The 24,044-nt window shown below is 71.5% G+C and carries 19 protein-coding genes; 3 read left to right on the top strand and 16 right to left on the bottom strand.

Annotated elements, in window-relative coordinates; translation table 11 throughout:
• Positions 1-71: 71 nt before the first annotated feature.
• Both AC069R_RS28030 and AC069R_RS28025 read right to left on the bottom strand, forming a co-directional pair.
• Positions 72-1,277 (bottom strand): NAD(P)-binding domain-containing protein, encoded by a 1,206-nt coding sequence (locus AC069R_RS28030; RefSeq protein WP_478769569.1) that lies wholly within the window; start codon positions 1,275-1,277, stop codon positions 72-74.
• Between the two features lie 51 nt (positions 1,278-1,328).
• The gene (locus AC069R_RS28025; RefSeq protein ID WP_478769568.1) at positions 1,329-2,594 is read right to left on the bottom strand and encodes a carboxylate--amine ligase; all 1,266 of its coding nucleotides are present in this window, start codon (positions 2,592-2,594) and stop codon (positions 1,329-1,331) included.
• A gap of 237 nt (positions 2,595-2,831) precedes the next feature.
• Here AC069R_RS28025 and fahA point away from each other — a divergent pair, with 237 nt between their 5' ends.
• Positions 2,832-4,052 (top strand): fumarylacetoacetase, encoded by a 1,221-nt coding sequence (gene fahA / locus AC069R_RS28020; RefSeq protein WP_478769567.1) that lies wholly within the window; start codon positions 2,832-2,834, stop codon positions 4,050-4,052.
• Positions 4,053-4,234: 182 nt separating this feature from the next.
• Positions 4,235-5,173 carry a M56 family metallopeptidase gene (locus AC069R_RS28015; RefSeq protein WP_478769566.1) on the top strand — a complete coding sequence of 313 codons (939 nt, stop codon included), beginning with the start codon at positions 4,235-4,237 and terminating at the stop codon, positions 5,171-5,173.
• 240 nt (positions 5,174-5,413) lie between these two features.
• Here AC069R_RS28015 and recQ read toward each other — a convergent pair whose 3' ends face one another.
• On the bottom strand, positions 5,414-7,423 hold the full coding sequence (gene recQ / locus AC069R_RS28010; RefSeq protein WP_478769565.1) for a DNA helicase RecQ: 2,010 nt from the start codon (positions 7,421-7,423) through the stop codon (positions 5,414-5,416).
• 239 nt (positions 7,424-7,662) lie between these two features.
• Here recQ and AC069R_RS28005 point away from each other — a divergent pair, with 239 nt between their 5' ends.
• Positions 7,663-8,208: a hypothetical protein gene (locus AC069R_RS28005; RefSeq protein ID WP_478769564.1), complete on the top strand. Its 546-nt coding sequence runs from the start codon at positions 7,663-7,665 to the stop codon at positions 8,206-8,208.
• A gap of 96 nt (positions 8,209-8,304) precedes the next feature.
• Here AC069R_RS28005 and nuoN read toward each other — a convergent pair whose 3' ends face one another.
• From nuoN to AC069R_RS27940, 13 genes are read right to left on the bottom strand one after another with little or no spacing between them, the layout of a single operon-like run.
• Positions 8,305-9,954 carry an NADH-quinone oxidoreductase subunit NuoN gene (nuoN, locus tag AC069R_RS28000; RefSeq protein WP_478769563.1) on the bottom strand — a complete coding sequence of 550 codons (1,650 nt, stop codon included), beginning with the start codon at positions 9,952-9,954 and terminating at the stop codon, positions 8,305-8,307.
• The gene (locus AC069R_RS27995) at positions 9,951-11,522 is read right to left on the bottom strand and encodes an NADH-quinone oxidoreductase subunit M (RefSeq protein ID WP_478769562.1); all 1,572 of its coding nucleotides are present in this window, start codon (positions 11,520-11,522) and stop codon (positions 9,951-9,953) included. Before AC069R_RS27995 ends, nuoN begins: the two co-directional genes overlap by 4 nt.
• Before the next feature lie 5 nt (positions 11,523-11,527).
• On the bottom strand, positions 11,528-13,474 hold the full coding sequence (nuoL, locus tag AC069R_RS27990) for an NADH-quinone oxidoreductase subunit L (protein WP_478769561.1): 1,947 nt from the start codon (positions 13,472-13,474) through the stop codon (positions 11,528-11,530).
• A 15-nt stretch (positions 13,475-13,489) separates the two neighbouring features.
• Positions 13,490-13,789 carry an NADH-quinone oxidoreductase subunit NuoK gene (gene nuoK, locus AC069R_RS27985; protein WP_145482596.1) on the bottom strand — a complete coding sequence of 100 codons (300 nt, stop codon included), beginning with the start codon at positions 13,787-13,789 and terminating at the stop codon, positions 13,490-13,492.
• On the bottom strand, positions 13,786-14,628 hold the full coding sequence (locus tag AC069R_RS27980) for an NADH-quinone oxidoreductase subunit J (protein ID WP_478769560.1): 843 nt from the start codon (positions 14,626-14,628) through the stop codon (positions 13,786-13,788). The genes nuoK and AC069R_RS27980 overlap by 4 nt, the downstream gene beginning before the upstream one ends.
• Entirely contained in the window at positions 14,625-15,257 is a 633-nt protein-coding gene (gene nuoI / locus AC069R_RS27975) for an NADH-quinone oxidoreductase subunit NuoI (RefSeq protein WP_478769559.1), read from the bottom strand. The genes AC069R_RS27980 and nuoI overlap by 4 nt, the downstream gene beginning before the upstream one ends.
• Entirely contained in the window at positions 15,250-16,638 is a 1,389-nt protein-coding gene (gene nuoH / locus AC069R_RS27970) for an NADH-quinone oxidoreductase subunit NuoH (RefSeq protein WP_478769558.1), read from the bottom strand. The genes nuoI and nuoH overlap by 8 nt, the downstream gene beginning before the upstream one ends.
• Entirely contained in the window at positions 16,635-19,139 is a 2,505-nt protein-coding gene (locus AC069R_RS27965) for an NADH-quinone oxidoreductase subunit G (protein WP_478769557.1), read from the bottom strand. The genes nuoH and AC069R_RS27965 overlap by 4 nt, the downstream gene beginning before the upstream one ends.
• On the bottom strand, positions 19,136-20,485 hold the full coding sequence (nuoF, locus tag AC069R_RS27960) for an NADH-quinone oxidoreductase subunit NuoF (protein ID WP_397984592.1): 1,350 nt from the start codon (positions 20,483-20,485) through the stop codon (positions 19,136-19,138). The genes AC069R_RS27965 and nuoF overlap by 4 nt, the downstream gene beginning before the upstream one ends.
• Entirely contained in the window at positions 20,482-21,351 is an 870-nt protein-coding gene (gene nuoE, locus AC069R_RS27955; protein ID WP_478769556.1) for an NADH-quinone oxidoreductase subunit NuoE, read from the bottom strand. The genes nuoF and nuoE overlap by 4 nt, the downstream gene beginning before the upstream one ends.
• A complete protein-coding gene (locus AC069R_RS27950) occupies positions 21,348-22,727 on the bottom strand; it encodes an NADH-quinone oxidoreductase subunit D (RefSeq protein ID WP_478769555.1) in 1,380 nt (459 codons plus the stop codon). Before AC069R_RS27950 ends, nuoE begins: the two co-directional genes overlap by 4 nt.
• Entirely contained in the window at positions 22,724-23,482 is a 759-nt protein-coding gene (locus tag AC069R_RS27945; RefSeq protein WP_478769554.1) for an NADH-quinone oxidoreductase subunit C, read from the bottom strand. Before AC069R_RS27945 ends, AC069R_RS27950 begins: the two co-directional genes overlap by 4 nt.
• Positions 23,479-24,033 carry a NuoB/complex I 20 kDa subunit family protein gene (locus AC069R_RS27940; RefSeq protein WP_397984596.1) on the bottom strand — a complete coding sequence of 185 codons (555 nt, stop codon included), beginning with the start codon at positions 24,031-24,033 and terminating at the stop codon, positions 23,479-23,481. The genes AC069R_RS27945 and AC069R_RS27940 overlap by 4 nt, the downstream gene beginning before the upstream one ends.
• Positions 24,034-24,044 lie beyond the last annotated feature (11 nt).

Below are 24,044 nucleotides of genomic sequence, written 5' to 3'. Positions count from 1 at the left end.
GGGGGTGCGGGGAGGCGAGGTGGGGGTGGGACCAGCCGCCGCTCCCGCTCTCCGCGACCGCCCCCCACCACTCACCCGTGTTCCCGCGCCACATGCCCCGCCAGTCTCGGGGAGGCGAATTCCGTGCCGCACACGAAGCGCATCACCGGGCCGTAGGAGGAGGCGGCCGGGAGGCCGGTGAAGTAGAGGCCGGGAACCGAGGAGACGTAGCCGGTGCCGAGGCGCGGGGCGCCGCGGCTCGTCGCGAGGCGGGTGCGCAGGGTGGGGCCGAGGAAGTCCATCGCGGAGACGTCCACCCGGTAGCCGGTCGCCGCGATGACATGGTCGGCGGTCAGGTGATCCACGCGGCCGCCGTGCGTGCGCACCGTCAGCACCGGGCCCCCGTCCTGCGCCGCCGCGCCCAGCACCCGTTCGACGTCCGATACCCGCACCGCGCCCTCGAACCGTTCCCGCAGCCACCACGCGCCGAGCGGCCCGAGCACCCGGCGCACCAGGAAGTGCCGGGTGGCCTCGGGCAGGAAGCGGTAGGGGTGCGGGCAGTAGCTGAACGCCCACAGCGACCAGGCCCGCCCGAACGGCGACTCGGGACGCAGCCTCGGCTGCTCCCAGGGCGGCGCCCCGAAGGCGACCCGCCCGCGCCCCCGCGCCACCACCCGCACCCGCGCCCCGGCCTCCGCCGCCAGCACGGCCGTCTCCAGCGCGGACTGCCCGGCGCCGACCACGATCAGCTCCTTGCCGCGAAAGCGCCCGAGGTCGTGGTGCTGGGAGCTGTGCGAGACGCAGCTTTCCGGCCCCGCACCGGCCGCCGTCCGCAGCTCCGCCGGGAGATGGGCCAGCCCGGACAGCCCGGTGGCCACGACCACCGCCCGCGCGGCGAACGACTCCCCCGAGTCCAGCTTGAGTTCGAACCCCCCGCCCGCCTCCCGCCCGGCCGGCTCGACGGAGACCACCCGCACCCGTTCGAGATCCGGCACGAGCCGCCGCTGGAACCACTCGCCGTACCCGACGAAGGTCCCGACCGGGATGACGTCCTCGTCAGCGGCGAGCCGGCGGATCCCGGCCGCGTCGCAGTAGTCGGCGAGGGTGTGGCCGGGCTGCGGGCAGTCCAGGCTGGAGGCAGCGGGGGTCGATTTCAGGAGCATGCCCGCGGGCATATGGGCGCGCCAGCTGACCATGGGGTCGCCGAAGACCCGTACGGGCAGGCCGCGCGCCCGCAGATGGGCGGCGGTGGACAGGCCGAATGGCCCCGCCCCGATGACTGCAACCGGTCGGATCACGAAGTCCCTCCCCAGGACGCGTTCCTTCGGGGCCACCGCCACTTCGGTGGCCTACTCCGTGGTGCCGCCGCGGCGGTGGACCCGCCACAGCTGACGCAGATGCCGCGCGCCCGGACGCGCGAACCGGGCGAGCATCGTGAGGAACGGCAGCGGATCGTCGCCCGCGAACCACGCCAGCTCCGTCCCGCTCGCCCGCGCCGGCGCGTGCGGGGTCGTATAGCCGCCACGGCGGTAGGCGAGCAGGGCCGGCAGGTCGATGTTCTCCACCACATAGCGCCGCCCGGCCCGCTGCTCCCCCTCGGGCACGGGCCGCCCGGTCAGGTCGAGGTGCAGCGCCCGTACGACGTCCACGCCCGCCGCGCTCTCGAACAGCCGGAACTGCGCGCCCATCCGCGGATTGAAGTCCAGCAGTTTGTACCGCCCGTCGCGCCGGTCGAAGCGCACGTCCAGGTCGGCCACCCCGCTGAACCCGATCCGCCGCGCGAACCGCGCCGCCAGGCCCGCGAGTTCCGGGTTGTCGACCACGTACGCGTGCGCGGTCATGCCCGCGTGCGGCGGCCAGGAACGCACCTTCACCCCGGTGAACAGCGCGAGCGGGTTCGCGTGCCGGTCGAAGCAGGCGTGCACGATCCAGTCCTCGGCCTGCTCGCGCGGCAGGTACTCCTGGAGGATCACCCCCGGATCCGGCCCCCACCCGCGGGCCAGGGCGAGCAGGCCCGCGCGGGTGGCGATCCGTGTGGTGCCGCCCACCGCGGGCCGGCTGCGCCGCAGGAACGCCTCCCGGTTCTTCGCCACCACCGGGAAGCTCGCGGTGTCGGCGAAGGCCACGACCTCCTCGTACGACCTCGGGAAGGCCGCCGCCGGGGAGGCGAGCCCGTGCCCGTGCGCCGTGCACAGTTCGTGCAGCCCCTGCTTGCTGGCCACCCGGCGGGGCAGCGCGGGGTCCACCCGCGGGCAGAGAAAGGATCCGGCCAGCGCGTCGCGGTGCTCGGCGATCAGGACGGCCGCCTCCTCGTCGGTCGGGATCAGCACGGCGGGCCGGCCGATCCGGCGGCCGATGCGCAGCAGCCCCTCGACCAGACGACCGGGGTCCTCCGCGCCGGTCGTCGGCCAGACGAACGCCCGGCGCAGATAGCGGGAGGCGGCCGCCGGTGTGTACGGGTCCTCGGTGATCGCGTACATGGGCACGCCGAGCCGGCCCAGGCTGCGGATCGCGCCCACCCCGCCGTGGTGCAGCGGGTAGGCGCCGAACTTGACGATCAGTCCCGGCACCCCGCGGTCGACCTGCACGGGCACACCGGCGGTGTCTTCGGCCACGGGTCCCCCCACGTGTCCTCCGGGGGAACGGATCCACCCCGTCCGTCTCCCCCGGAGGACGCTAAGCCGGAACTACCGCATCCGACAAGGGTCTTTCGGACATTGCGAACTCTTGAGGCACTACGGGGGCAACCCCCCAGCCACTGCCCAAGACCGGTGTCCCGGCCGTAACGTGTGGCTCGATCACGTGCAACGCATCGCCATGCATGGCCTGGATGAGAGCGAGGCAGTACCCCGATGCCCCCCTTCGACGTCCCCGAGGGCGACCCCTTCGGCCCGCACAACCTCCCCTATGGCGTGTTCTCGCCCTCCGGCAGCCGGGAGCGCAGGGTCGGTGTCCGGCTCGGGGACCAGGTCCTCGACGCGGGCGCCGCGGCCGCGGCCCTCGGCTCGCCGCACCACGCGCTGCTCGCCCGCCCCACCCTCAACCCGCTGCTGGCGGCCGGGCGTGCCGCGTGGAGCGAGGTGCGCGCCGCGCTCACCTCGTGGGTCACCGACCCGGCGTACCGCGAGACGCTCGCGCCCCTGTTCCACCCGCTGTCCGAGGTGAACCTGCACCTGCCCTTCGAGGTCGCGGACTACGTCGACTTCTACGCCTCCGAGCACCACGCCCGCAACGTCGGCAAGGTCTTCCGCCCGGACGCCGAGGACTCCCTCACCCCGAACTGGAAGCACCTGCCGATCGGGTACCACGGCCGCTCCGGCACCGTGGTGGTCTCGGGCACGGATGTCGTACGGCCCTCCGGGCAGCGCAAGGGCCCCGCCGACCCGGCGCCCGTGTTCGGGCCCTCGATCAGGCTGGACATCGAGGCCGAGGTCGGCTTCGTCGTCGGCGTGCCCAGCGAGCAGGGGACCCCGGTCGCACTCGGCGACTACCGTAAGCACGTCTTCGGGCTGTGCCTGCTCAACGACTGGTCCGCGCGCGACATCCAGGCCTGGGAGTACGTCCCCCTCGGACCGTTCCTCGGCAAGTCCTTCTCGACCTCCGTATCGGCCTGGATCACCCCGCTGGACGCCCTGGAGCACGCGCGGGTGGCCCCGCCCGAGCGCACCCACCCGCTGCTGCCCTACCTGGACGACGCCGCCCCCGGCATCGAGCCCGGCGGCTACGACCTGCGCATCTCGGTCGTCCTCAACGGCGAGGTGATCGCCGAGCCGCCCTTCTCCGCCATGTACTGGACCGCCGCCCAGCAGCTCGCCCAGATGACCGTCAACGGCGCCAGCCTGCGCACCGGCGATCTGTACGGCTCCGGCACCGTGAGCGGGCCCGAGCAGCACCAGCGCGGCTCCCTGCTGGAGCTGACCTGGAACGGCCGCGACCCCCTCGAACTCCCCGGCGGCAAGCGCGCCTTCCTGGAGGACGGCGACGTGGTGACCCTGACCGCGTGGGCGCCCGGCCCGGACGGAACCCGCGTGGGCCTCGGCGAGGTGACCGGCCGGATCGTGCCCTCGGCCTGATCCGGCGGGCGCCGCGCGGCGGGCCGGGAGCGGACGGTTCGGCCCCGACACCTGACTCGCGGCGCCCCTCTTCGTCATACTGGCGGCAGCACGCACCACCCACGGCGGCCGCCCCAGCGCGCCGCCCCCTTGCGCACCGCCCCTCCGCGAACCCCTCTCCGATCAGGAACCGGAGCCCCGGCATGACCGTCTGCCTGCTCCTGCTCAGCGTCGTCGCCCTGACCGCGGCCGGCCCGGCACCGCGCGCGCTGACCCGCGCCGACTGGCCCGAACGGGAACCCGTGGTCGCCCTCTGGGTGTGGCAGTGCCTGGTCGCCACCGTCCTGCTGTGCTGTCTGGCCGCGCTGACGCTGGGCACCGCGGCGGTCTTCCACACCGTGCGCGACCATGTGTTCGCCCCCGCGCCGCCCGCCGTCACCGCCGCCTACGATCTCTCCGCCGCGCCGGTGTGGGCCGCCGCCCTCACCGTCCTGCTCGCCAGCGGGGCCGCCTGGACCACCGCGATGCTCGGCCGGGAACTGGTCGAGGCCCGCCGCAGCCGCGGCCAGGCCCGCGCCCAGCTGCGCGAACGCGCCCCCGATCTGCCCGCCGGACTGCCGATGGCGCGGGGCCCGATGCTGGTGCTGGAGGACGAGTACCCGGACGCCTGGTGGATGCCGGGCCATCCCCCGCAACTGGTGGTCACCACCGGTGCGCTGCACCGGCTGACCGGCCACCAGCTGGACGCCGTCCTCACCCATGAGCGGGGCCACGCGCGCGCCCACCACGACTGGCTGCTGCACCTGTCGGCCGCGCTCGCCACCGGCGTCCCGCGGGTGCCGCTGTTCGCCCACTTCCGCGACCAGACGCACCGTCTGGTGGAGCTGGCCGCGGACGACGCCGCCTCCCGCCGCTGCGGCCATCTGACCACCGCCCTCGCGCTGATCGAGCTGAACCAGCACCGGGGCGTCCTGTCCTGCGCCTCCAGCCGCCGCCTGCTGGGCGAGCGGGTGGACCGCCTGCTGGAACCGCCCCCGCGACTGCTGCGCCGCCAGCGCGCCCTGACCACGACGGTCGCCGCGCTGGTGCCGCTCCTCCCGCTGCTGATCACCTTCGCACCGGGGCTGCGGGCGCTGTCCTGAACCGGCGGAACGCCGGGCCGACGGCGGTCCGCCGGAGCGACGGCGGCCTGCCAGGGCGACGACGGCCTGCCGGAGCAACGACGGCCTGCCGGGCGACGGCGGCCTACCGGAGCGACGGCCTGCCGGGACGACGGCGGCCTGCCAAGGCGACGGCGGCCTGCCGGGCGACGGCCTGCCGGGCGACGGCGGCCTGCTGGGGCGACGGCGATCCGCCGGGGCGACGGCGGTCCGCCGGTGCGGCTATATCCAGTCGTCCGGCTCCGGTTCGTCCTCCGGGCCCGGCCAGTCGTCCTCCGGGGCCTCGCCCGGCGCGGGTGGCTCGGCGGCGGTCCGGACCTGGCCGGATCCGTCCAGGGAGGCCAGCACGGCGAGCACCTCCTCGCCGTACGTCGCCAGCTTCTTCTCGCCGACCCCACTGATGCCGGCCAGCTCCCGCAGCGAACCCGGCATACGGGAGACGATGGCGCGCAGGGTGGCGTCGTTGAAGATGATGTACGGCGGCACGCCCTGCTCCTTGGCCTGCCCGGTGCGCCAGGCGCGCAGCGCCTCGAAGGCGGGCTGGAGCTCCTCCGGCAGCTCGGCCACGGCCGCCTTGGCCTTGCTGCCGCCCCGGCCGGAACCGGAACCGGAACCCGACCGGGAGACGGCCGCCCGCTTCGGCTCCTTGCGCAGCGGCACCTCCCGCTCGCCCCGCAGCACGGTGCCGCTCGCCTCGGTGAGCACCAGCGTGCCGTACTCCCCCTCGACCGCGAGCAGGCCCTGTGCCAGCAGTTGCCGGATGGCGCCGCGCCACTCCCCCTCGGAGAGGTCCTGGCCGATGCCGAACACGGACAACTGGTCGTGGTCGAACTGGATCACCTTGGCGGTGCGCTTGCCGAGCAGGATGTCCACGATCTGGAGGGCGCCGAACTTCTGTCCGCGCTCGCGCTGCAACCGCACCACGGTGGACAGCACCTTCTGCGCGGCGACCGTGCCGTCCCAGGTCTCCGGCGGGGTCAGGCAGGTGTCGCAGTTGCCGCAGCCCGCGGCGCCGGGCTCCTGGCCGAAGTAGGCGAGCAGCTGGCCGCGCCGGCACCCGGCGGTCTCGCACAGCGCGAGCATCGCGTCCAGATGGGCGGCGGCCCGGCGGCGGAACGCCTCGTCGCCCTCGCCGGACTGGATCAGCTTGCGCTGCTGCACCACGTCGTTCAGGCCGTATGCCATCCAGGCGGTGGAGGGCAGTCCGTCGCGGCCCGCGCGGCCGGTCTCCTGGTAGTAGCCCTCGATGGACTTGGGCAGGTCCAGGTGGGCCACGAAGCGCACATCGGGCTTGTCGATGCCCATGCCGAAGGCGATGGTCGCCACCACGACCAGGCCGTCCTCGCGCAGGAACCGGGACTGGTGCGCCGCGCGGGTGCCCGCGTCCAGGCCCGCGTGGTACGGCACCGCCTCGATGCCGTTGGCACGAAGGAACTCCGCGGTCCGCTCCACCGAGTTGCGCGAGAGGCAGTACACGATGCCCGCGTCGCCGGGATGCTCCTCGCGCAGGAAGGCGAGCAGCTGCTTGCGCGGGTCGGCCTTGGGCACGATCCGGTACTGGATGTTCGGCCGGTCGAAGCTGGCGACGAAGTGCCGGGCCTCAGGCAGGTTCAGCCGCTGGGTGATCTCCTGGTGGGTGGCCCGCGTCGCGGTGGCCGTCAGGGCGATGCGCGGGACGTCCGGCCAGCGCTCGCCGAGCAGGCTCAGCGCGAGGTAGTCGGGGCGGAAGTCATGGCCCCACTGGGCGACGCAGTGCGCCTCGTCGATCGCGAAGACGGAGATCTTGCCGCGCGAGAGCAGGTCCAGGGTGCTGTCCAGGCGCAGCCGCTCCGGCGCCAGATACAGCAGGTCCAGCTCGCCGGCCAGGAACTCGGCCTCGACCGTCCGCCGCTCGTCGAAGTCCTGCGTGGAGTTGACGAAGCCGGCCCGCACACCGAGCGCGCGCAGGGCGTCCACCTGGTCCTGCATGAGCGCGATCAGCGGCGAGACGACCACGCCGGTGCCGGGTCTGACCAGGGCCGGGATCTGGTAGCACAGCGACTTGCCGCCGCCGGTGGGCATGAGGACCAGGGCGTCGCCGCCCGCCACCACATGCTCGATGATCGCTTCCTGTTCGCCCCGGAAGGCGTTGTACCCGAAGACCCGGTGCAGCGTGGTCAGCGCCTCGCTCGCGTCCGCGCCGGGTCCCTCGGTCACCACTGGCATCTCGCTGATCCCGCCCGTCAAATCCATCGTCCTGTCCCCCGTCGGTCCCCCGTGTGCCGTCGTGCGCCCTCCGCCCACCACTGCCTCAACGATAGGGGTCCGCACCGACAGCCCCGGAGTTATCCACAGACTGGGAACATCAGTGCGAATAAAGTGGGCCGTTCGTCACCCGAACAGCCGCTTCCGATGGCCCCCGAGCCGGCCCCCGGCACATCCTGCTCGATGCGACCCCCGTCTCCTCCCCCAGGAGCAAGGAGCCCCGCACGATGCCCGCTCATCTGACCCGACCCGCCCTCGCCCTCGTGGCCTCCGCCGTCGCCCTCGGCCTCGCCACCGCGCCCGCACGGGCCGACCGGGGGCCCGTCGATCCCTCCGTCTGGAAGCAGCTCGCGCCGACGGTGTCGGCCACCGCGAAGTACCGGTCCGTCCAGCTCGCCGTGGCCGCCGGTTACCGGCCCAACCCCTGCACCATGGACATGAACGACGGCATGGGCGCCATGGGCTACCACTACATCAACCCCAAGCTCTACGGCTCTCTCGACCCGGCCAGGCCCGCCGCCCTGCTCTACGAGGACGACGGCAAGGGCGGGCGCAGGCTCACCGGGGTGGAGTGGATCGTGAAGGCCGGCAAGAACACCGCGCGGCCCACGATGTTCGGCCGGAAGTTCGAGGGCCCGGTCACCGCGCACCACAACTCGACCATCCCGACCCACTACTCCCTGCACGCCTGGCTCTACAAGAAGAACCCCAGCGGCCTGTTCTACGAGTGGAACCCCGACGTGAAGTGCCCCTATCCGGGCGCGCCGGGCTGACCCCGCGGCAGCGCGCAGGCCCCGGTTCCGCGGACGGAACCGGGGCCTCGCCATGAGCAACACGCGCACTCAGCACACTCGGCGCGCTGGGCGGACTCAGCGCACGAACACGCTCGCCTGACTCGCCAGGTTCAGGAAGTACTGCGGCGCCACACCCAGCACCAGCGTCACCGCCACGCCGAGCCCGATCGCCAGCGTCGTCAGCGGTGACGGCACCGCCACCGTCGGCCCCTCCGGCTTGGGCTCGCTGAAGAACATCAGCACGATCACGCGGATGTAGAAGAACGCGGCGATCGCCGAGGAGATCACACCGATGACCACCAGCGGGACCGCGCCCCCGGCCGCCGCCGCCTTGAAGACGGCGAACTTTCCCGCGAAGCCGGAGGTCAGCGGGATACCGGCGAAGGCCAGCAGGAACACCGCGAAGACCGCCGCCACCAGCGGGGAGCGCCGGCCGAGCCCGGCCCACTTGGACAGGTGGGTCGCCTCGCCGCCCGCGTCCCGCACCAGCGTGACCACCGCGAAGGCGCCGATCGTCACGAACGAGTAGCCGGCCAGATAGAACAGGACCGACGACACGCCGTTCTTCGAGGTCGCGATGACACCCGCGAGGATGAACCCGGCGTGCGCGATGGACGAGTACGCCAGCAGCCGCTTGATGTCGGTCTGGGTGATCGCCACGATCGCGCCGCCCAGCATGGTGATGATCGCCACCGCCCACATCACCGGCCGCCAGTCCCAGCGCATCCCCGGCAGCACCACGTACAGCAGCCGCAGCAGCGCGCCGAACGCGGCCACCTTCGTCGCCGCCGCCATGAAGCCGGTCACCGGGGTGGGCGCGCCCTGGTAGACGTCGGGCGTCCACATGTGGAAGGGCACCGCGCCCACCTTGAACAGCAGGCCCATCACCAGCAGGGCGGCCCCGATGAGCAGCAGCGCGTCATTGCCCATGGTGTTGGCCAGCGCCGGGTTCACATCGGTGACCGAGCCGTCCACGACCTGGGCGATGCGGGCGTACGACACCGAGCCCGCGTAGCCGTACAGCAGCGCGATGCCGAACAGGGTGAACGCGGAGGCGAACGCGCCCAGCAGGAAGTACTTGACCGCGGCCTCCTGCGACATCAGCCGCTTGCGGCGGGCCAGCGCGCACAGCAGGTACAGCGGCAGGGAGAAGACCTCCAGGGCGACGAACAGCGTCAGCAGGTCGTTCGCCGAGGTGAAGACCAGCATGCCGGAGACCGCGAACAGCAGCAGCGGGAAGACCTCGGTGGTGGTGAACCCGGCCCTGACCGCGGCCTTCTCGGTGTCGCTGCCCGGCACGGCGGCGGCCTGCGCGGCGAAGGAGTCCACCCGGTTGCCGTGTGCCGCCGGGTCGAGCCGCCGCTCGGCGAAGGTGAACAGGCCCACCAGACCGGCCAGCAGGATGGTGCCCTGGAGGAACAGCGAGGGGCCGTCGACCGCGATGGCGCCCATGGCGGCGATGTGCGCCTTCGTGGTGCCGTACCCGTCGGCGGCGAGCCCGATGACCGCGGCGAACGCGGCGCACAGGGCGACGACCGACACGAACACCTGCGCGTAATAGCGGGACCTGCGCGGGACGAACGCCTCCACCAGGACCCCGACCAGCGCGGCGCCGAGGATGATCAGCGTGGGCGACAATTGCCCGTATTCGATCTTCGGCGCGCCGATCTGGGGGATGCGGTCGGCCGCGTTTGTCCACAGGCTGTGGACGGCTGGGGTGCTCACTTGACCGCCTCCACCTCGGGCTTGGGGTCCTTCTTCTGGACGTCGGACATGGTGTGCCTGACCGCCGGATTGACGATGTCCGTCACGGGCTTCGGATAGACGCCCAGGAAGATCAGCAGCACGATCAGCGGGGCGACCACCAGGACCTCACGCACCCGCAGGTCGGGCATGGCCGAGACCTCGGGCTTCACCGGGCCCGTCATGGTGCGCTGGTAGAGCACCAGCGTGTAGAGCGCGGCGAGCACGATGCCGAAGGTGGCGATGATCCCGATCACCGGGTAGCGCGTGAACGTGCCCACCAGGACGAGGAATTCGCTCACGAACGGCGCGAGGCCGGGCAGCGACAGGGTGGCCAGGCCGCCGATCAGGAAGGTGCCGGCGAGCACCGGGGCGACCTTCTGCACCCCGCCGTAGTCGGCGATGAGCCGCGAGCCGCGGCGGGAGATCAGGAATCCGGCGACCAGCATCAACGCGGCCGTGGAGATGCCGTGGTTGACCATGTAGAGGGTGGCGCCGGACTGGCCCTGGCTGGTCATCGCGAAGATGCCCATGATGATGAAGCCGAAGTGGGAGATCGAGGCGTACGCCACCAGGCGCTTGATGTCCCGCTGGCCGACCGCGAGCAGCGCCCCGTAGACGATGCTGATCAGTGCCAGCACCAGGATCACCGGCGTCGCCCACCTGCTGGCGTCCGGGAACAGCCCGAGGCAGAAGCGGAGCATCGCGAAGGTGCCCACCTTGTCGACCACCGCCGTGATGAGGACGGCGACCGGGGCGGTGGACTCCTGCATGGCGTTGGGCAGCCAGGTGTGCAGCGGCCACAGCGGCGCCTTCACCGCGAAGGCGAAGAAGAAGCCGAGGAACAGCCAGCGTTCGGTGCTCGTCGCCATGTGCAGCGAGCCGCTGGCGCGCGCCTCGGCGATCTGCTGGAGGGAGAAGTTCCCGGCGACCACGTAGAGGCCGATCACCGCGGCCAGCATGATCAGTCCGCCGACCAGGTTGTAGAGGAGGAACTTCACCGCCGCGTACGAGCGCTGGGTGGCCGCCGCCTCCTCGCCCTGGGCGTGGGCGCGGTCCCCGAAGCCGCCGATGAGGAAGTACATCGGGATCAGCATGGCTTCGAAGAAGATGTAGAACAGGAAGACGTCGGTGGCCTCGAAGGAGATGAGGACCATCGCCTCGACCGCCAGGATCAGCGCGAAGAAGCCCTGGGTGGGGCGCCAGCGGCGGCTGCCGGTCTCCAGCGGGTCGGCGTCGTGCCAGCCGGCCAGGATGACGAACGGGATCAGTACGGCGGTCAGCGCGATCAGCGCCACCCCGATGCCGTCGACCCCCAGTTCGTACCGCACCCCGAAGTCGCGGATCCAGGAGTGGGATTCGGTGAGCTGGTAGCGGGCGCCGCCCGGATCGAAGCGGACCAGGACGGTGATCGCCAGCGCGAGCGTGCCGAGCGAGACGAGCAGGGCCAGCCACTTGGCGGCGGCCCGCCGGGCGGCCGGTACGGCGGCCGTGGCGACGGCTCCCACGGCGGGGAGCGCCGCCGTCGCTGTCAGCAGGGGAAAGGACATCGGTATCAGACCGCCCTCATCAGCAGGGTCGCGGCGACCAGGAGGGCCGCGCCGCCGAACATCGAGACCGCGTAGGAGCGGGCGAAGCCGTTCTGGAGCCGGCGCAGCCGCCCGGACAGGCCGCCGAAGCCGGCCGCCGCGCCGTTGACGACCCCGTCGACCAGGCTGTGGTCGACGTAGACCAGGGAGCGCGTGAGGTGTTCGCCGCCGCGCACCAGGACCACGTGGTTGAAGTCGTCCTGGAGGAGGTCGCGGCGGGCCGCGCGGGTGAGCAGGGAGCCGCGCGGGGCGAGTGCCGGGACGGGCTTGCGGCCGTACTGCACCCAGGCGATGCCCACGCCGATCACCAGGCAGACCATGGTGGCGATGGTGACCTCCCCGGCGCTGACCGGGGAGTGACCCTCGCTGTGTCCGGTGACCGGCTCCAGCCACTTCAGGAAGCGGTCGCCGACGCTGAAGAAGACGCCGCCGAAGACCGAGCCGACGGCCAGCACGATCATCGGGATCGTCATGACCTTCGGGGATTCGTGCGGATGCGGCTCGGCGTGTTCGCCGCGGTGCTCGGCGGCGGGCTCGGCGCTCGGGGCCTCGGGCGACCGGGTCGCCCGGTCGCGCCAGCGCTCCTCGCCGAAGAACGTCATCAGCATCACGCGCGTCATGTAGAACGCGGTGATGGCCGCGCCCACCAGGGCCGCGCCGCCGAGGATCCAGCCCTCGGTGCCGCCCTTGGCGAAGGCCGCCTCGATGATCTTGTCCTTGGAGAAGAAGCCGGACAGGCCCGGAAAGCCGATGATGGCGAGGTAGCCGAGGCCGAAGGTGACGAAGGTGACCGGCATGTACTTGCGCAGGCCGCCGTACTTGCGCATGTCGACCTCGTCGTTCATGCCGTGCATCACGGAGCCGGCGCCGAGGAACAGTCCGGCCTTGAAGAAGCCGTGGGTCACCAGGTGCATGATCGCGAAGACGTAGCCGATGGGGCCGAGGCCCGCGGCCAGCACCATGTAGCCGATCTGCGACATGGTCGAACCGGCCAGCGCCTTCTTGATGTCGTCCTTGGCGCAACCGACGATCGCACCGAACAGCAGGGTGACCGCGCCCACCACGGTGACGGCGAGCTGGGCGTCCGGCGCCGCGTTGAAGACGGCCGCCGAGCGGACGATCAGATAGACGCCCGCGGTCACCATGGTCGCCGCGTGGATCAGGGCCGACACCGGGGTCGGGCCCTCCATCGCGTCCCCGAGCCAGGACTGGAGCGGCACCTGGGCGGACTTGCCGCACGCGGCGAGCAGCAGCATCAGCCCGATCGCGGTGAGCTTGCCCTGGGAGGCGCCGTCGGCATGGCCGAAGACCGGGCCGAAGGCGAAGGTGCCGAAGGTGGTGAACATCAGCATGATCGCGATCGACAGGCCCATGTCGCCGACGCGGTTGACCAGGAACGCCTTCTTGGCGGCCGTGGCGGCGCTGGGCTTGTGCTGCCAGAAGCCGATCAGCAGGTAGGAGGCGAGGCCCACGCCCTCCCAGCCGACGTACAGCAGCAGGTAGTTGTCGGCGAGGACGAGCAGCAGCATCGCCGCGAGGAACAGGTTCAGATAGCCGAAGAAGCGGCGGCGCCGTTCGTCGTGCGCCATGTACCCGACCGAGTACAGATGGATCAGCGAGCCGACGCCGGTGATCAGCAGGACGAAGGTCATCGACAGCTGGTCGAGGCGGAAGGTGACGTCCGCCCGGAAGCCCTCGACCGGGACCCAGGTCCACAAGTGCTGCATCAGGGTGCGGTGTTCGGCGTTCTTGCCGAGCAGGTCGGCGAAGAGGACCAGGCCGACGGCGAAGGACGCGGTCGACAGCAGGGTGCCGATCCAGTGGCCGACGCGGTCCAGGCGCCGGCCGCCGGTCAGGAGGACGGCCGCTCCGAGCAGGGGCGCCGCGATCAGCAGCGCGATCAGTTTCTCCACGATTCTCCCGACCCCTTACAGCTTCATCAGGCTGGCGTCGTCGACCGAGGCCGAGTGGCGGGCACGGAACAGCGACACGATGATCGCGAGGCCGACCACGACCTCCGCGGCGGCGACGACCATCGTGAAGAAGGCGATGACCTGGCCGTCCAGGTTGCCGTGCAGCCGGGAGAAGGTGACGAACGCGAGGTTGCAGGCGTTCAGCATCAGCTCGACGCACATGAAGACCACGATGGCGTTGCGCCGGATCAGTACGCCGGTGGCGCCGATCGTGAACAACAGGGCTGCCAGATACAGGTAGTTGACCGGGTTCACTTCGACGCCTCCTCGGGCCGCTTGAACGTCTCCGGTTCGATCGGCGTCCGCTCCAGGCGGTCCGCGGAACGCTGTTCCAGCGCCCGCAGATCGTTGATGGCCTCCGTGGACACGTCCCGGATCTGGCCGCGTTCGCGCAGCGTCTTGCTGACGGTCAGCTCGGAGGGGGTGCCGTCGGGGAGCAGGCCCGCGATGTCCACCGCGTTGTGCCGGGCGTAGACACCCGGCGCGGGCAGCGGCGGCACGTACTTGCCCTCGCGGACGCGCTGTTCGGCCAGCTCCCGCTGGGTCTTGGCGCGCTCGGTGCGCTCGCGGTGGGTGAGCACCATGGCGCCGACGGCGGCCGTGATCAGCAGGGCGCCGGTGATCTCGAAGGCGAAGACGTACTTGGTGAAGATGAGGGCGGCCAGGCCCTCCACATTGCCGTTGGCGTTCGCCTGGCCGGTGCCGGCGAAGTCCTTCAGGGAGGCGTTGGCGATCCCGGCGAGCAGCAGCACGCCGAAGCCGGCCCCGCACAGCAGGGCCAGCCGGCGCTGCCCCTTGATCGTCTCCTTCAGCGAGTCCGCGGCGGTGACGCCGACGAGCATCACCACGAACAGGAACAGCATCATGATCGCGCCCGTGTAGACGACGATCTGCACGACGCCCAGGAAGTAGGCGCCGTTGGCGAGGTAGAACACCGCCAGGACGATCATGGTCCCGGCGAGGCTGAGCGCGCTGTGCACGGCCTTCTTCATGAAGACGGTGCACAGGGCGCCGAGCACCGCGACGGTGCCGAGCACCCAGAACTGGAACGCCTCACCGGTGGAGGTCGTATAGGCGGCGAGCTGCGCGCTCATGCGTCCACCTCCTGGTCCGCTTCCGTCCCGGCCCCGGAGCCCTCTTCCGCGGCGGTCTCCCCCTTGGAGACGGCGACCTGGCGGACCGTGCCGGGCGCGGCCTGGGTGACCAGGCCCCGGTAGTAGTCCTCCTCGGTGGTGCCCGGGAAGATGGAGTGCGGGGTGTCGACCATGCCCTCGTCGAGGCCGGCCAGCAGCTGTTCCTTGGTGTAGATGAGGTTCGCGCGGCTGGAGTCGGCCAGTTCGAACTCGTTGGTCATCGTCAGCGCGCGCGTCGGGCACGCCTCGATGCACAGCCCGCACAGGATGCAGCGGGCGTAGTTGATCTGGTAGACGCGGCCGTAGCGCTCGCCCGGCGAGTAGCGTTCCTCGTCGGTGTTGTCGGCGCCCTCCACATAGATGGCGTCGGCGGGGCAGGCCCAGGCGCACAGCTCGCAGCCGACGCACTTCTCCAGGCCGTCCGGATGGCGGTTGAGCTGGTGCCGTCCGTGGAAGCGGGGAGCGGTGGTCTTCTTCTGCTCCGGGTACTGCTCGGTCAGCCGCTTCTTGAACATGGCCCTGAAGGTCACGCCGAAGCCGGCCACGGGGTTCTGGAAACCGGGCTTGATCTCCTTGGGCTCCTCAGCCATCGGACGCCTCCTTTCCATCCGAAGTTCCGTCCGAAGCACGCCCGGACGATCCGTCACTCACAGTGTCCGCCCCACCACTGACAATCAGCTCCCGCTCCCGGCGCGGGCGGCGCCTGGGCACCGGCGGCAGCTCCTGTCCGGGCAGCGGCGGCACCGGGAACCCGCCCGCCATCGGGTCGAACCCGCCCTGGCCGGCGGCGGTCCGCTCGGCCGTCTGGGCCTTCTCGCGGAAGATGTCGACGACGAAGGAGATCAGCAGCAGGGCGAGCACCCCGCCGCCCACGTAGAGGGCGATGTCCGCGAAGTCGTAGTGCTCGTTGCGCAGCGCCCGCACGGACGCGACCAGCATCAGCCAGGTCACCGAGACCGGGATCAGGACCTTCCAGCCGAGCTTCATCAGCTGGTCGTAGCGGACGCGGGGCAGGGTGCCGCGCAGCCAGATGAAGAAGAACAGCAGCAGCTGCACCTTGACGACGAACCAGAGCAGCGGCCACCAGCCGTGGTTCGCGCCCTCCCAGAAGGTGCTGATCGGCCAGGGGGCGCGCCAGCCGCCGAGGAAGAGGGTGGTGGAGACGGCGGAGACCGTCACCATGTTCACGTACTCGGCGAGCATGAACATCGCGAACTTGATGGACGAGTACTCGGTGTTGAAGCCGCCCACCAGGTCGCCCTCGGACTCCGGCATGTCGAAGGGGGCACGGTTGGTCTCGCCGACCATGGTGACGATGTACAGGAGGAAGGAGACCGGCAGCAGCAGGATGTACCAGCGGTCGTGCTGCTGGGCCACGATGGTCGACGTCGACATGGAGCCCGAGTAGAGGAACACCGAGGCGAACGCGGCGCCCATGGCGATCTCGTAGGAGATCATCTGCGCGCAGGAGCGCAGACCGCCGAGCAGCGGGTACGTGGAGCCGGAGCTCCAGCCGGCCAGGACGATGCCGTAGATGCCGACCGAGGCGACCGCGAGGATGTAGAGCATCGCGATCGGCAGGTCGGTGAGCTGCATCGTCGTACGGGTGCCGAAGATGGAGATCTCGTGGTCGGCGGGGCCGAACGGGATCACCGCGATCGCCATGAAGGCCGGGATGGCCGCCACGATCGGCGCGAGGACGTAGACCACCTTGTCCGCGCGGCGGACGATCAGGTCCTCCTTGAGCATCAGTTTCACGCCGTCGGCGAGCGACTGGAGCATGCCCCAGGGGCCGTGCCGGTTGGGCCCGATGCGCAGCTGCATCCAGGCGACGACCTTGCGCTCCCAGACGATGGAGAACAGCACGGTCACCATCAGGAAGGCGAAGCAGAAGACGGCCTTGAGGACGACCAGCCACCAGGGGTCGCGGCCGAACATCGAGAGGTCTTCAGCGGCGAGGTACGGGCTCATGCCTCCACCTCCTTGGGGGCCGTCGCGGCGGGGGCCGCCGGGCCGATGCGGACGAGGTTGCCGGGCTGTGCCCCGGTGTCGGAGGCGACGCCGCCGCCGGCGGAGTTCAGCGGGAGCCAGACCACCCGGTCCGGCATCTCGCTGATCTGGAGCGGGAGTTCGACGGTCCCGGCGGGCCCGGTGACGGCGAGGCGATCGCCGTCACCGACGCCGGCCTCGGCGGCCGTGGCGGCCGACAGGCGGGCGCGGGCGGCGTGCCGGGTGCCGGCCAGCGCCTCGTCGCCCTCCTGGAGGAGGCCCTGGTCGAGCAGCAGCCGGTGGCCCGCGAGCACGGCCTCCCCGGCGGCCGGGCGGGGCACGGCGCCCGCCGGTTCCCGCGGCTCGCTGGCGTACGGGCCGTCCCAGGAGCCGAGCCGGTCGATCTCCGCGCGGATGGTGCGCACATCCGGCAGCCCCAGGTGGACGTCCATGGCGTCGGCCAGCATGTGCAGCACCCGCGCGTCGGTCGGGGCGAGGCGGCGCGTCATCTGGTCCGGCTTGAGCGCGGCCTCGAAGGAGCGGACCCTGCCCTCCCAGTCGAGGAAGGAACCGGCCTTCTCGGCGACCGCGGCGACCGGCAGCACCACGTCGGCGCGCTCGGTGACCTCGCTGGGCCGCAGCTCCAGCGAGACCAGGAAGCCGACCTGGTCCAGCGCCTCGCGGGCGCGGGCCGGGTCGGGCAGGTCGGCGACCTCGACGCCCGCGACCACCAGGGCCGCCAGCGCGCCGGTCGCGGCGGCCTCGACGATCCGCTCGGTGTCGCGGCCGTAGCCCAGCGGCAGTTCGGACAGGCCCCAGGCGGCGGCCACCTCGTCGCGGGCGCGCGGGTCGGTCGCGGGACGGCCGCCCGGCAGCAGCGCGGGCAGCGCGCCGACCTCCAGGGCGCCGCGCTCCCCGGCCCGGCGCGGGATCCACACCAGCCGGGCACCGGTCGCGGCGGCGGCCCGTACGGCGGCGGTGAACCCGCCGGCGACCGAGGCCAGCCGCTCCCCTACGACGATGACGGCGCCCTCGCCGCGCAGCGCCTCGGCGGCGCGGGTGCCGGGCGCCTCCAGGCCGACGCCGCTCGCGAGCGCGTCCAGCCACTCGGTCTCGGTGCCGGGCGCGGCCGGCAGCAGGGTGCCGCCCGCCTTCTGAAGGCCGCGGGTCGCGTGCGTGGCCAGCGAGAACACCAGCTGCTTGTGCTTGCGCCAGGCCTTGCGCAGCCGCAGGAAGACGCCGGGCGCCTCCTCCTCCGACTCGAACCCGACGAGCAGGACGGCGGGTGCCTTCTCCAGCAGGGAGTACGTGACCCCCGTACCGTCCAGGTCCCGGCCGCGGCCGGCCACCCTGGCGGCGAGGAAGGCCGCCTCCTCGGCGCTGTGCACCCGTGCGCGGAAATCGATGTCGTTGGTGTCGAGGGCGACCCGCGCGAACTTGCTGTACGCGTAGGCGTCCTCCACGGTCAGCCGGCCGCCGGTCAGCACGGCGGCACGGGAGCGGGCGGCGGTCAGACCGCGCGCGGCGGCCTCCAGCGCCTCCGGCCAGGACGCGGGCTCCAGGACGCCCCCGGCGCCCCGCACCAGCGGCGTGTCGAGGCGGTCCCTGAGCTGGGCGTAGCGGAAGCCGAAGCGCCCCTTGTCGCAGATCCACTCCTCGTTGACCTCGGGGTCGTTGCCCGCGAGCCGCCGCATGACCTTGCCGCGCCGGTGGTCGGTGCGGGTGGCGCAGCCGCCCGCGCAGTGCTCGCACACCGAGGGCGAGGAGACCAGGTCGAAGGGGCGGGAGCGGAAGCGGTACGCCGCCGAGGTGAGCGCTCCCACGGGGCAGATCTGGATGGTGTTCCCGGAGAAGTACGACTCGAAGGGGTCGCCCTCGCCGGTGCCGACCTGCTGGAGCGCGCCCCGCTCGATCAGCTCGATCATCGGGTCGCCCGCGATCTGGTTGGAGAAGCGGGTGCAGCGGGCGCACAGCACGCAGCGTTCGCGGTCCAGGAGCACCTGGGTGGAGATCGGGACCGGCTTCTCGTAGGTGCGCTTGCGGCCCTCGAAGCGGGACTCGGCGTTGCCGTGCGACATGGCCTGGTTCTGGAGCGGGCACTCGCCGCCCTTGTCGCAGACCGGGCAGTCCAGCGGGTGGTTGATGAGCAGCAGCTCCATCACTCCGTGCTGGGCCTTCTCGGCGACCGGGGAGGTCAGCTGGGTGCGCACCACCATGCCGTCGGTGCAGGTGATGGTGCAGGAGGCCATCGGCTTGCGCTGGCCCTCCACCTCCACGATGCACTGCCGGCAGGCGCCGGCCGGGTCCAGCAGCGGGTGGTCGCAGAAGCGGGGGATCTCGATGCCGAGCTGTTCGGCGGCGCGGATCACCAGGGTGCCCTTGGGCACGCTGATCTCGATGCCGTCGATCGTCAGCGTGACGAGGTCTTCCGGCGGGAGGGCCGCCTCTCCGCCACCCGCGGGAGCGTTGGTGGTCACGGTCATGCGTTCACCTCCGGGCGGTCCGCCCAGGCCGTCGACTTGGCCGGGTCGAAGGGGCAGCCCCGGCCCGTGATGTGCTGCTCGTACTCCTCGCGGAAGTACTTCAGCGAGGAGAAGATCGGGGAGGCCGCGCCGTCGCCGAGGGCGCAGAAGGACTTGCCGTTGATGTTGTCGGCGATGTCCGCGAGCTTGTCCAGGTCGGACCTGGCTCCCTTGCCCGCCTCGATGTCCCGCAGCAACTGCACCAGCCAGTACGTTCCTTCGCGGCAGGGCGTGCACTTGCCGCAGGACTCGTGGGCGTAGAACTCGGTCCAGCGGGTGACCGCGCGGACCACGCAGGTGGTCTCGTCGAAGCACTGGAGGGCCTTGGTGCCGAGCATGGAGCCGGCGGCGCCGACGCCCTCGTAGTCGAGCGGCACGTCCAGGTGTTCGGCGGTGAACATCGGCGTGGAGGAGCCGCCCGGCGTCCAGAACTTCAGCCGGTGTCCCGGCCGCATCCCGCCGCTCATCTCCAGGAGCTGGCGCAGGGTGATGCCGAGCGGGGCCTCGTACTGGCCGGGGCTCGCGACATGGCCGCTGAGCGAGTAGAGCGTGAAGCCCGGCGACTTCTCGCTGCCCATCGCCCTGAACCACTCTTTCCCGTTCTTCAGGATCGCGGGAACCGAGGCGATGGACTCGACGTTGTTCACCACGGTGGGGCAGGCGTAGAGCCCCTCGACGGCGGGGAAGGGGGGACGCAGCCGCGGCTGGCCGCGGCGGCCTTCGAGCGAGTCGAGCAGCGCGGTCTCCTCGCCGCAGATGTACGCGCCGGCGCCGGCGTGCACGGTGAGTTCGAGGTTCAGGCCGCTGCCGAGGATGTCCTCGCCGAGGTAGCCGGCCGCGTAGGCCTCGCGCACGGCTTCGTGCAAGCGGCGCAGGACCGGGACCACTTCACCCCGGAGGTAGATGAAGGCATGCGACGACCGGATGGCGTAGCACGCGATCACGATCCCCTCGATGAGGCTGTGCGGGTTCGCGTACAGGAGCGGGATGTCCTTGCAGGTGCCCGGCTCCGACTCGTCGGCGTTGACGACGAGATAGTGCGGTTTGCCGTCGCCCTGCGGGATGAACTGCCACTTCATGCCGGTCGGGAAGCCGGCGCCGCCGCGGCCGCGCAGTCCGGATTCCTTGACGTAGGCGATCAGGTCGTCGGGCGACATGGCGAGCGCCTTGCGCAGCCCCTCGTACCCCTCGTGCCGCCGGTAGACGTCCAGGGACCAGGAGCGGTCCTCGTCCCAGAAGGCCGACAGCACCGGTGCGAGCAGCTTCTCCGGGCTGGAGTCCTTGAGTTCGGCTGCCACGCTCATCACTCCCCCTCCTCGGCGGCGGGCCCTGCCGGGTGGGCGGGGTCGGAGGCCGACGTCTGGTGCGGCGCGTCATGGGAACTGAGGTGTTCGGCCGGCGACGGATCGTGCACCGCGCTCCCCGCCTCGTCGTGCGGACCGCCGTCCCGTGGATGGACCACGCGCGCGGGCTCCGACTCGCCCTTGGCCAGGCGCAGTCCGACCAGCGAGGCGGGTCCGGCGCTGCCGCCCTCCTCGACGGCTCCGGGCCGCTCGTCCGGGAAGCCGGCCAGGATGCGGGCGGTCTCCTTGAAGGTGCACAGCCGCGCCCCGCGGGTGGGCTGTACGGCCCGTCCGGCGCGCAGGTCGTCCACCAGGTTCCGGGCGCTGGTGGGCGTCTGGTTGTCGAAGAACTCCCAGTTGACCATCACGACCGGCGCGAAGTCGCAGGCCGCGTTGCACTCGATGTGCTCCAGGGTGACCTTGCCGTCCTCGGTGGTCTCCCCGTTGCCCACGCCCAGGTGTTCCTGGAGGGATTCGAAGATCGCGTCGCCGCCCATCACCGCGCACAGCGTGTTGGTGCACACCCCGACCTGGTAGTCGCCGGAGGGGCGGCGCCGGTACATGGTGTAGAAGGTGGCCACCGCGGTGACCTCGGCCGTGGTCAGGCCCAGCGTCTCCGCGCAGAACCGCATTCCGGTGCGCGTGACATGGCCCTCCTCGGACTGCACGAGGTGGAGCAGCGGCAGCAGGGCGGAGCGGGAGTCCGGGTAGCGGGCGACGATCTCGCGCGCGTCGGCCGCCAGGCGCTCCCGTACGTCGTCCGGGTAGGCGGGCGCGGGCGGTTCGGGCATGCCCAGGCTGACGCCGCGCTCCGAAGAAGAGGTGGTCACCGGTCGACGCCTCCCATCACGGGGTCGATGGACGCGACGGCGACGATCACGTCGGCGACCTGGCCGCCCTCGCACATCGCCGCCATGGCCTGAAGATTGGTGAAGGACGGGTCGCGGAAGTGGACCCGGTAGGGGCGGGTGCCGCCGTCGGACACGGCGTGCACGCCGAGTTCGCCCTTGGGGGACTCGACGGCCGCGTACGCCTGGCCCGGCGGGACCCGGAAGCCCTCGGTGACCAGCTTGAAGTGGTGGATCAGGGCCTCCATGGAGGTGCCCATGATCTTCTTGATGTGGTCGAGGGAGTTGCCGAGTCCGTCCGGGCCGAGGGCGAGCTGGGCGGGCCAGGCGATCTTCTTGTCGGCGACCATGACGGGGCCGGGCGCCAGCCGGTCCAGGCACTGCTCGATGATCCCGAGCGACTGGCGCATCTCCTCCAGGCGGATCAGGAAGCGGCCGTAGGCGTCGCAGCTGTCGGCGGTCGGGACCTCGAAGTCGTACGTCTCGTAGCCGCAGTACGGCTGGGCCTTGCGCAGGTCGTGCGGCAGGCCGGTGGCGCGCAGGATGGGCCCGGTGGCGCCGAGGGCCATGCAGCCGGCCAGGTCGAGGTAGCCGATGTCGCCCATGCGGGCCTTGAAGATGGGGTTCCCGGTGGCGAGCTTGTCGTACTCCGGAAGGTTGCGGCGCATCTTCTTGACGAACTCGCGGATCTGGTCGACCGCGCCGGGCGGCAGGTCCTGGGCGAGTCCGCCGGGGCGGATGTACGCGTGGTTCATCCGCAGGCCGGTGATCAGCTCGTAGAGGTCGAGAATCATTTCACGATCACGGAAGCCGTAGATCATGATCGTGGTCGCGCCCAGCTCCATGCCGCCGGTGGCGATGCACACCAGGTGGGAGGAGAGCCGGTTCAGCTCCATCAGGAGCACCCGGATGACCTTGGCGCGGTCGGTGATGTCGTCCTCGATGCCGAGGAGTTTCTCGACGGCGAGACAGTAGGCGGTCTCGTTGAAGAAGGACGTCAGGTAGTCCATGCGCGTGACGAAGGTGGTGCCCTGCGTCCACGTGCGGAATTCGAGGTTCTTCTCGATGCCGGTGTGCAGGTAGCCGATGCCGCAGCGGGCCTCGGTGACCGTCTCGCCGTCGATCTCCAGGATCAGCCGGAGCACCCCGTGGGTGGAGGGGTGCTGGGGACCCATGTTGACGACGATGCGCTCGTCGTCGGAGCGGGCCGCGGACTGGACGACCTCGTCCCAGTCGCCACCGGTGACCGTGTAGACGGTGCCCTCGGTGGTTTCCCGCGAAGAACTCTGCGTCCCGAAGGGACCCGATGAGGGGTGGTGGCCGGGAGACGGGTGGGCCGATGCTGACTCAGTGCTCACGAGTACGACCTCCGCTGGTCCGGAGCCGGGATCTGGGCGCCCTTGTACTCGACGGGGATGCCGCCGAGCGGGTAGTCCTTGCGCTGCGGGTGGCCCTGCCAGTCGTCCGGCATCATGATCCGGGTCAGGGCCGGGTGGCCGTCGAAGACGATCCCGAAGAAGTCGTACGCCTCGCGTTCGTGCCAGTCGTTGGTGGGATAGACGGACACCAGGGACGGGATACGCGGGTCGGCGTCGGGGGCGCTGACCTCCAGCCGGATCAGCCGGTTGTGGGTGATCGAGCGCAGGTGGTAGACGGCGTGCAGCTCGCGGCCCTTGTCGCCGGGGTAGTGCACCCCGCTCACGCCGGTGCACAGCTCGAAGCGCAGGGCGGGGTCGTCGCGCAGGGTGCGGGCGACGCGCGGCAGGTGCTCGCGCTCGATGTGGAAGGTGAGTTCGCCGCGGTCGACGACCGTCTTCTCGATCGCGTTGTCCGGCAGCAGCCCCTGTTCCTCCAGGGCGCCCTCCAGCTCGTCCGCGACCTCGTCGAACCAGCCGCCGTAGGGCCGGCTCGCGGGTCCGGGCAGCCGGACCGAGCGGACCAGGCCCCCGTAGCCGGAGGTGTCGCCGCCGTTGTTCGCGCCGAACATGCCGCGCTGGACGCGGATCTCCTCGCCGCCCTGGCCGCGCTGGCCGGGGAGGTTGGAGGCGGAGAGGTCCTTCTCGGGGTTCACCCCGTTCGCCCCGTCGCCGTGGGTGCCGTTCGCGTCGCTCACCGCAGCAGCCCCTTCATCTCGATGGTGGGCAGGGCCTTGAGCGCCGCCTCTTCCGCCTCGCGGGCCGCTTCCTCGGCGTTCACGCCGAGCTTGCCGGACTGGATCTTCTGGTGGAGCTTGAGGATCGCGTCCATCAGCATCTCGGGGCGGGGCGGGCAGCCGGGCAGATAGATGTCGACCGGGACGATGTGGTCGACGCCCTGGACGATCGCGTAGTTGTTGAACATGCCGCCCGAGGAGGCGCAGACGCCCATGGAGATCACCCACTTGGGGTTGGGCATCTGGTCGTAGACCTGCCGCAGGACCGGCGCCATCTTCTGGCTGACCCGGCCGGCCACGATCATCAGGTCCGCCTGCCGCGGTGAGCCGCGGAAGACCTCCATGCCGAAGCGCGCGAGGTCGTAGCGCCCGGCTCCGGTGGTCATCATCTCGATGGCGCAGCAGGCCAGGCCGAAGGTGGCCGGGAAGACGGATGCCTTGCGCACCCAGCCCGCGGCCTGTTCCACGGTGGTCAGCAGGAAGCCGCTCGGCAGCTTTTCTTCGAGTCCCATGTCTGTATTGG

It is taken from the genome of Streptomyces sp. NPDC043952 (assembly GCF_056435325.1).
This window is presented reverse-complemented; position numbering and strand designations above follow the sequence as displayed.

Bases quoted from the DNA above. Each gene is read 5' to 3' on its own strand.
- fahA (WP_478769567.1), top strand. From the start codon at position 2,832: ATGCCCCCCTTCGACGTCCCCGAGGGCGACCCCTTCGGCCCGCACAAC.
- AC069R_RS28015 (WP_478769566.1), top strand. From the start codon at position 4,235: ATGACCGTCTGCCTGCTCCTGCTCAGCGTCGTCGCCCTGACCGCGGCC.
- recQ (WP_478769565.1), bottom strand. From the start codon at position 7,423: ATGGATTTGACGGGCGGGATCAGCGAGATGCCAGTGGTGACCGAGGGA.
- AC069R_RS28005 (WP_478769564.1), top strand. From the start codon at position 7,663: ATGCCCGCTCATCTGACCCGACCCGCCCTCGCCCTCGTGGCCTCCGCC.
- AC069R_RS27995 (WP_478769562.1), bottom strand. From the start codon at position 11,522: ATGTCCTTTCCCCTGCTGACAGCGACGGCGGCGCTCCCCGCCGTGGGA.
- AC069R_RS27980 (WP_478769560.1), bottom strand. From the start codon at position 14,628: ATGAGCGCGCAGCTCGCCGCCTATACGACCTCCACCGGTGAGGCGTTC.
- nuoI (WP_478769559.1), bottom strand. From the start codon at position 15,257: ATGGCTGAGGAGCCCAAGGAGATCAAGCCCGGTTTCCAGAACCCCGTG.
- nuoH (WP_478769558.1), bottom strand. From the start codon at position 16,638: ATGAGCCCGTACCTCGCCGCTGAAGACCTCTCGATGTTCGGCCGCGAC.
- AC069R_RS27965 (WP_478769557.1), bottom strand. From the start codon at position 19,139: ATGACCGTGACCACCAACGCTCCCGCGGGTGGCGGAGAGGCGGCCCTC.
- AC069R_RS27940 (WP_397984596.1), bottom strand. From the start codon at position 24,033: ATGGGACTCGAAGAAAAGCTGCCGAGCGGCTTCCTGCTGACCACCGTG.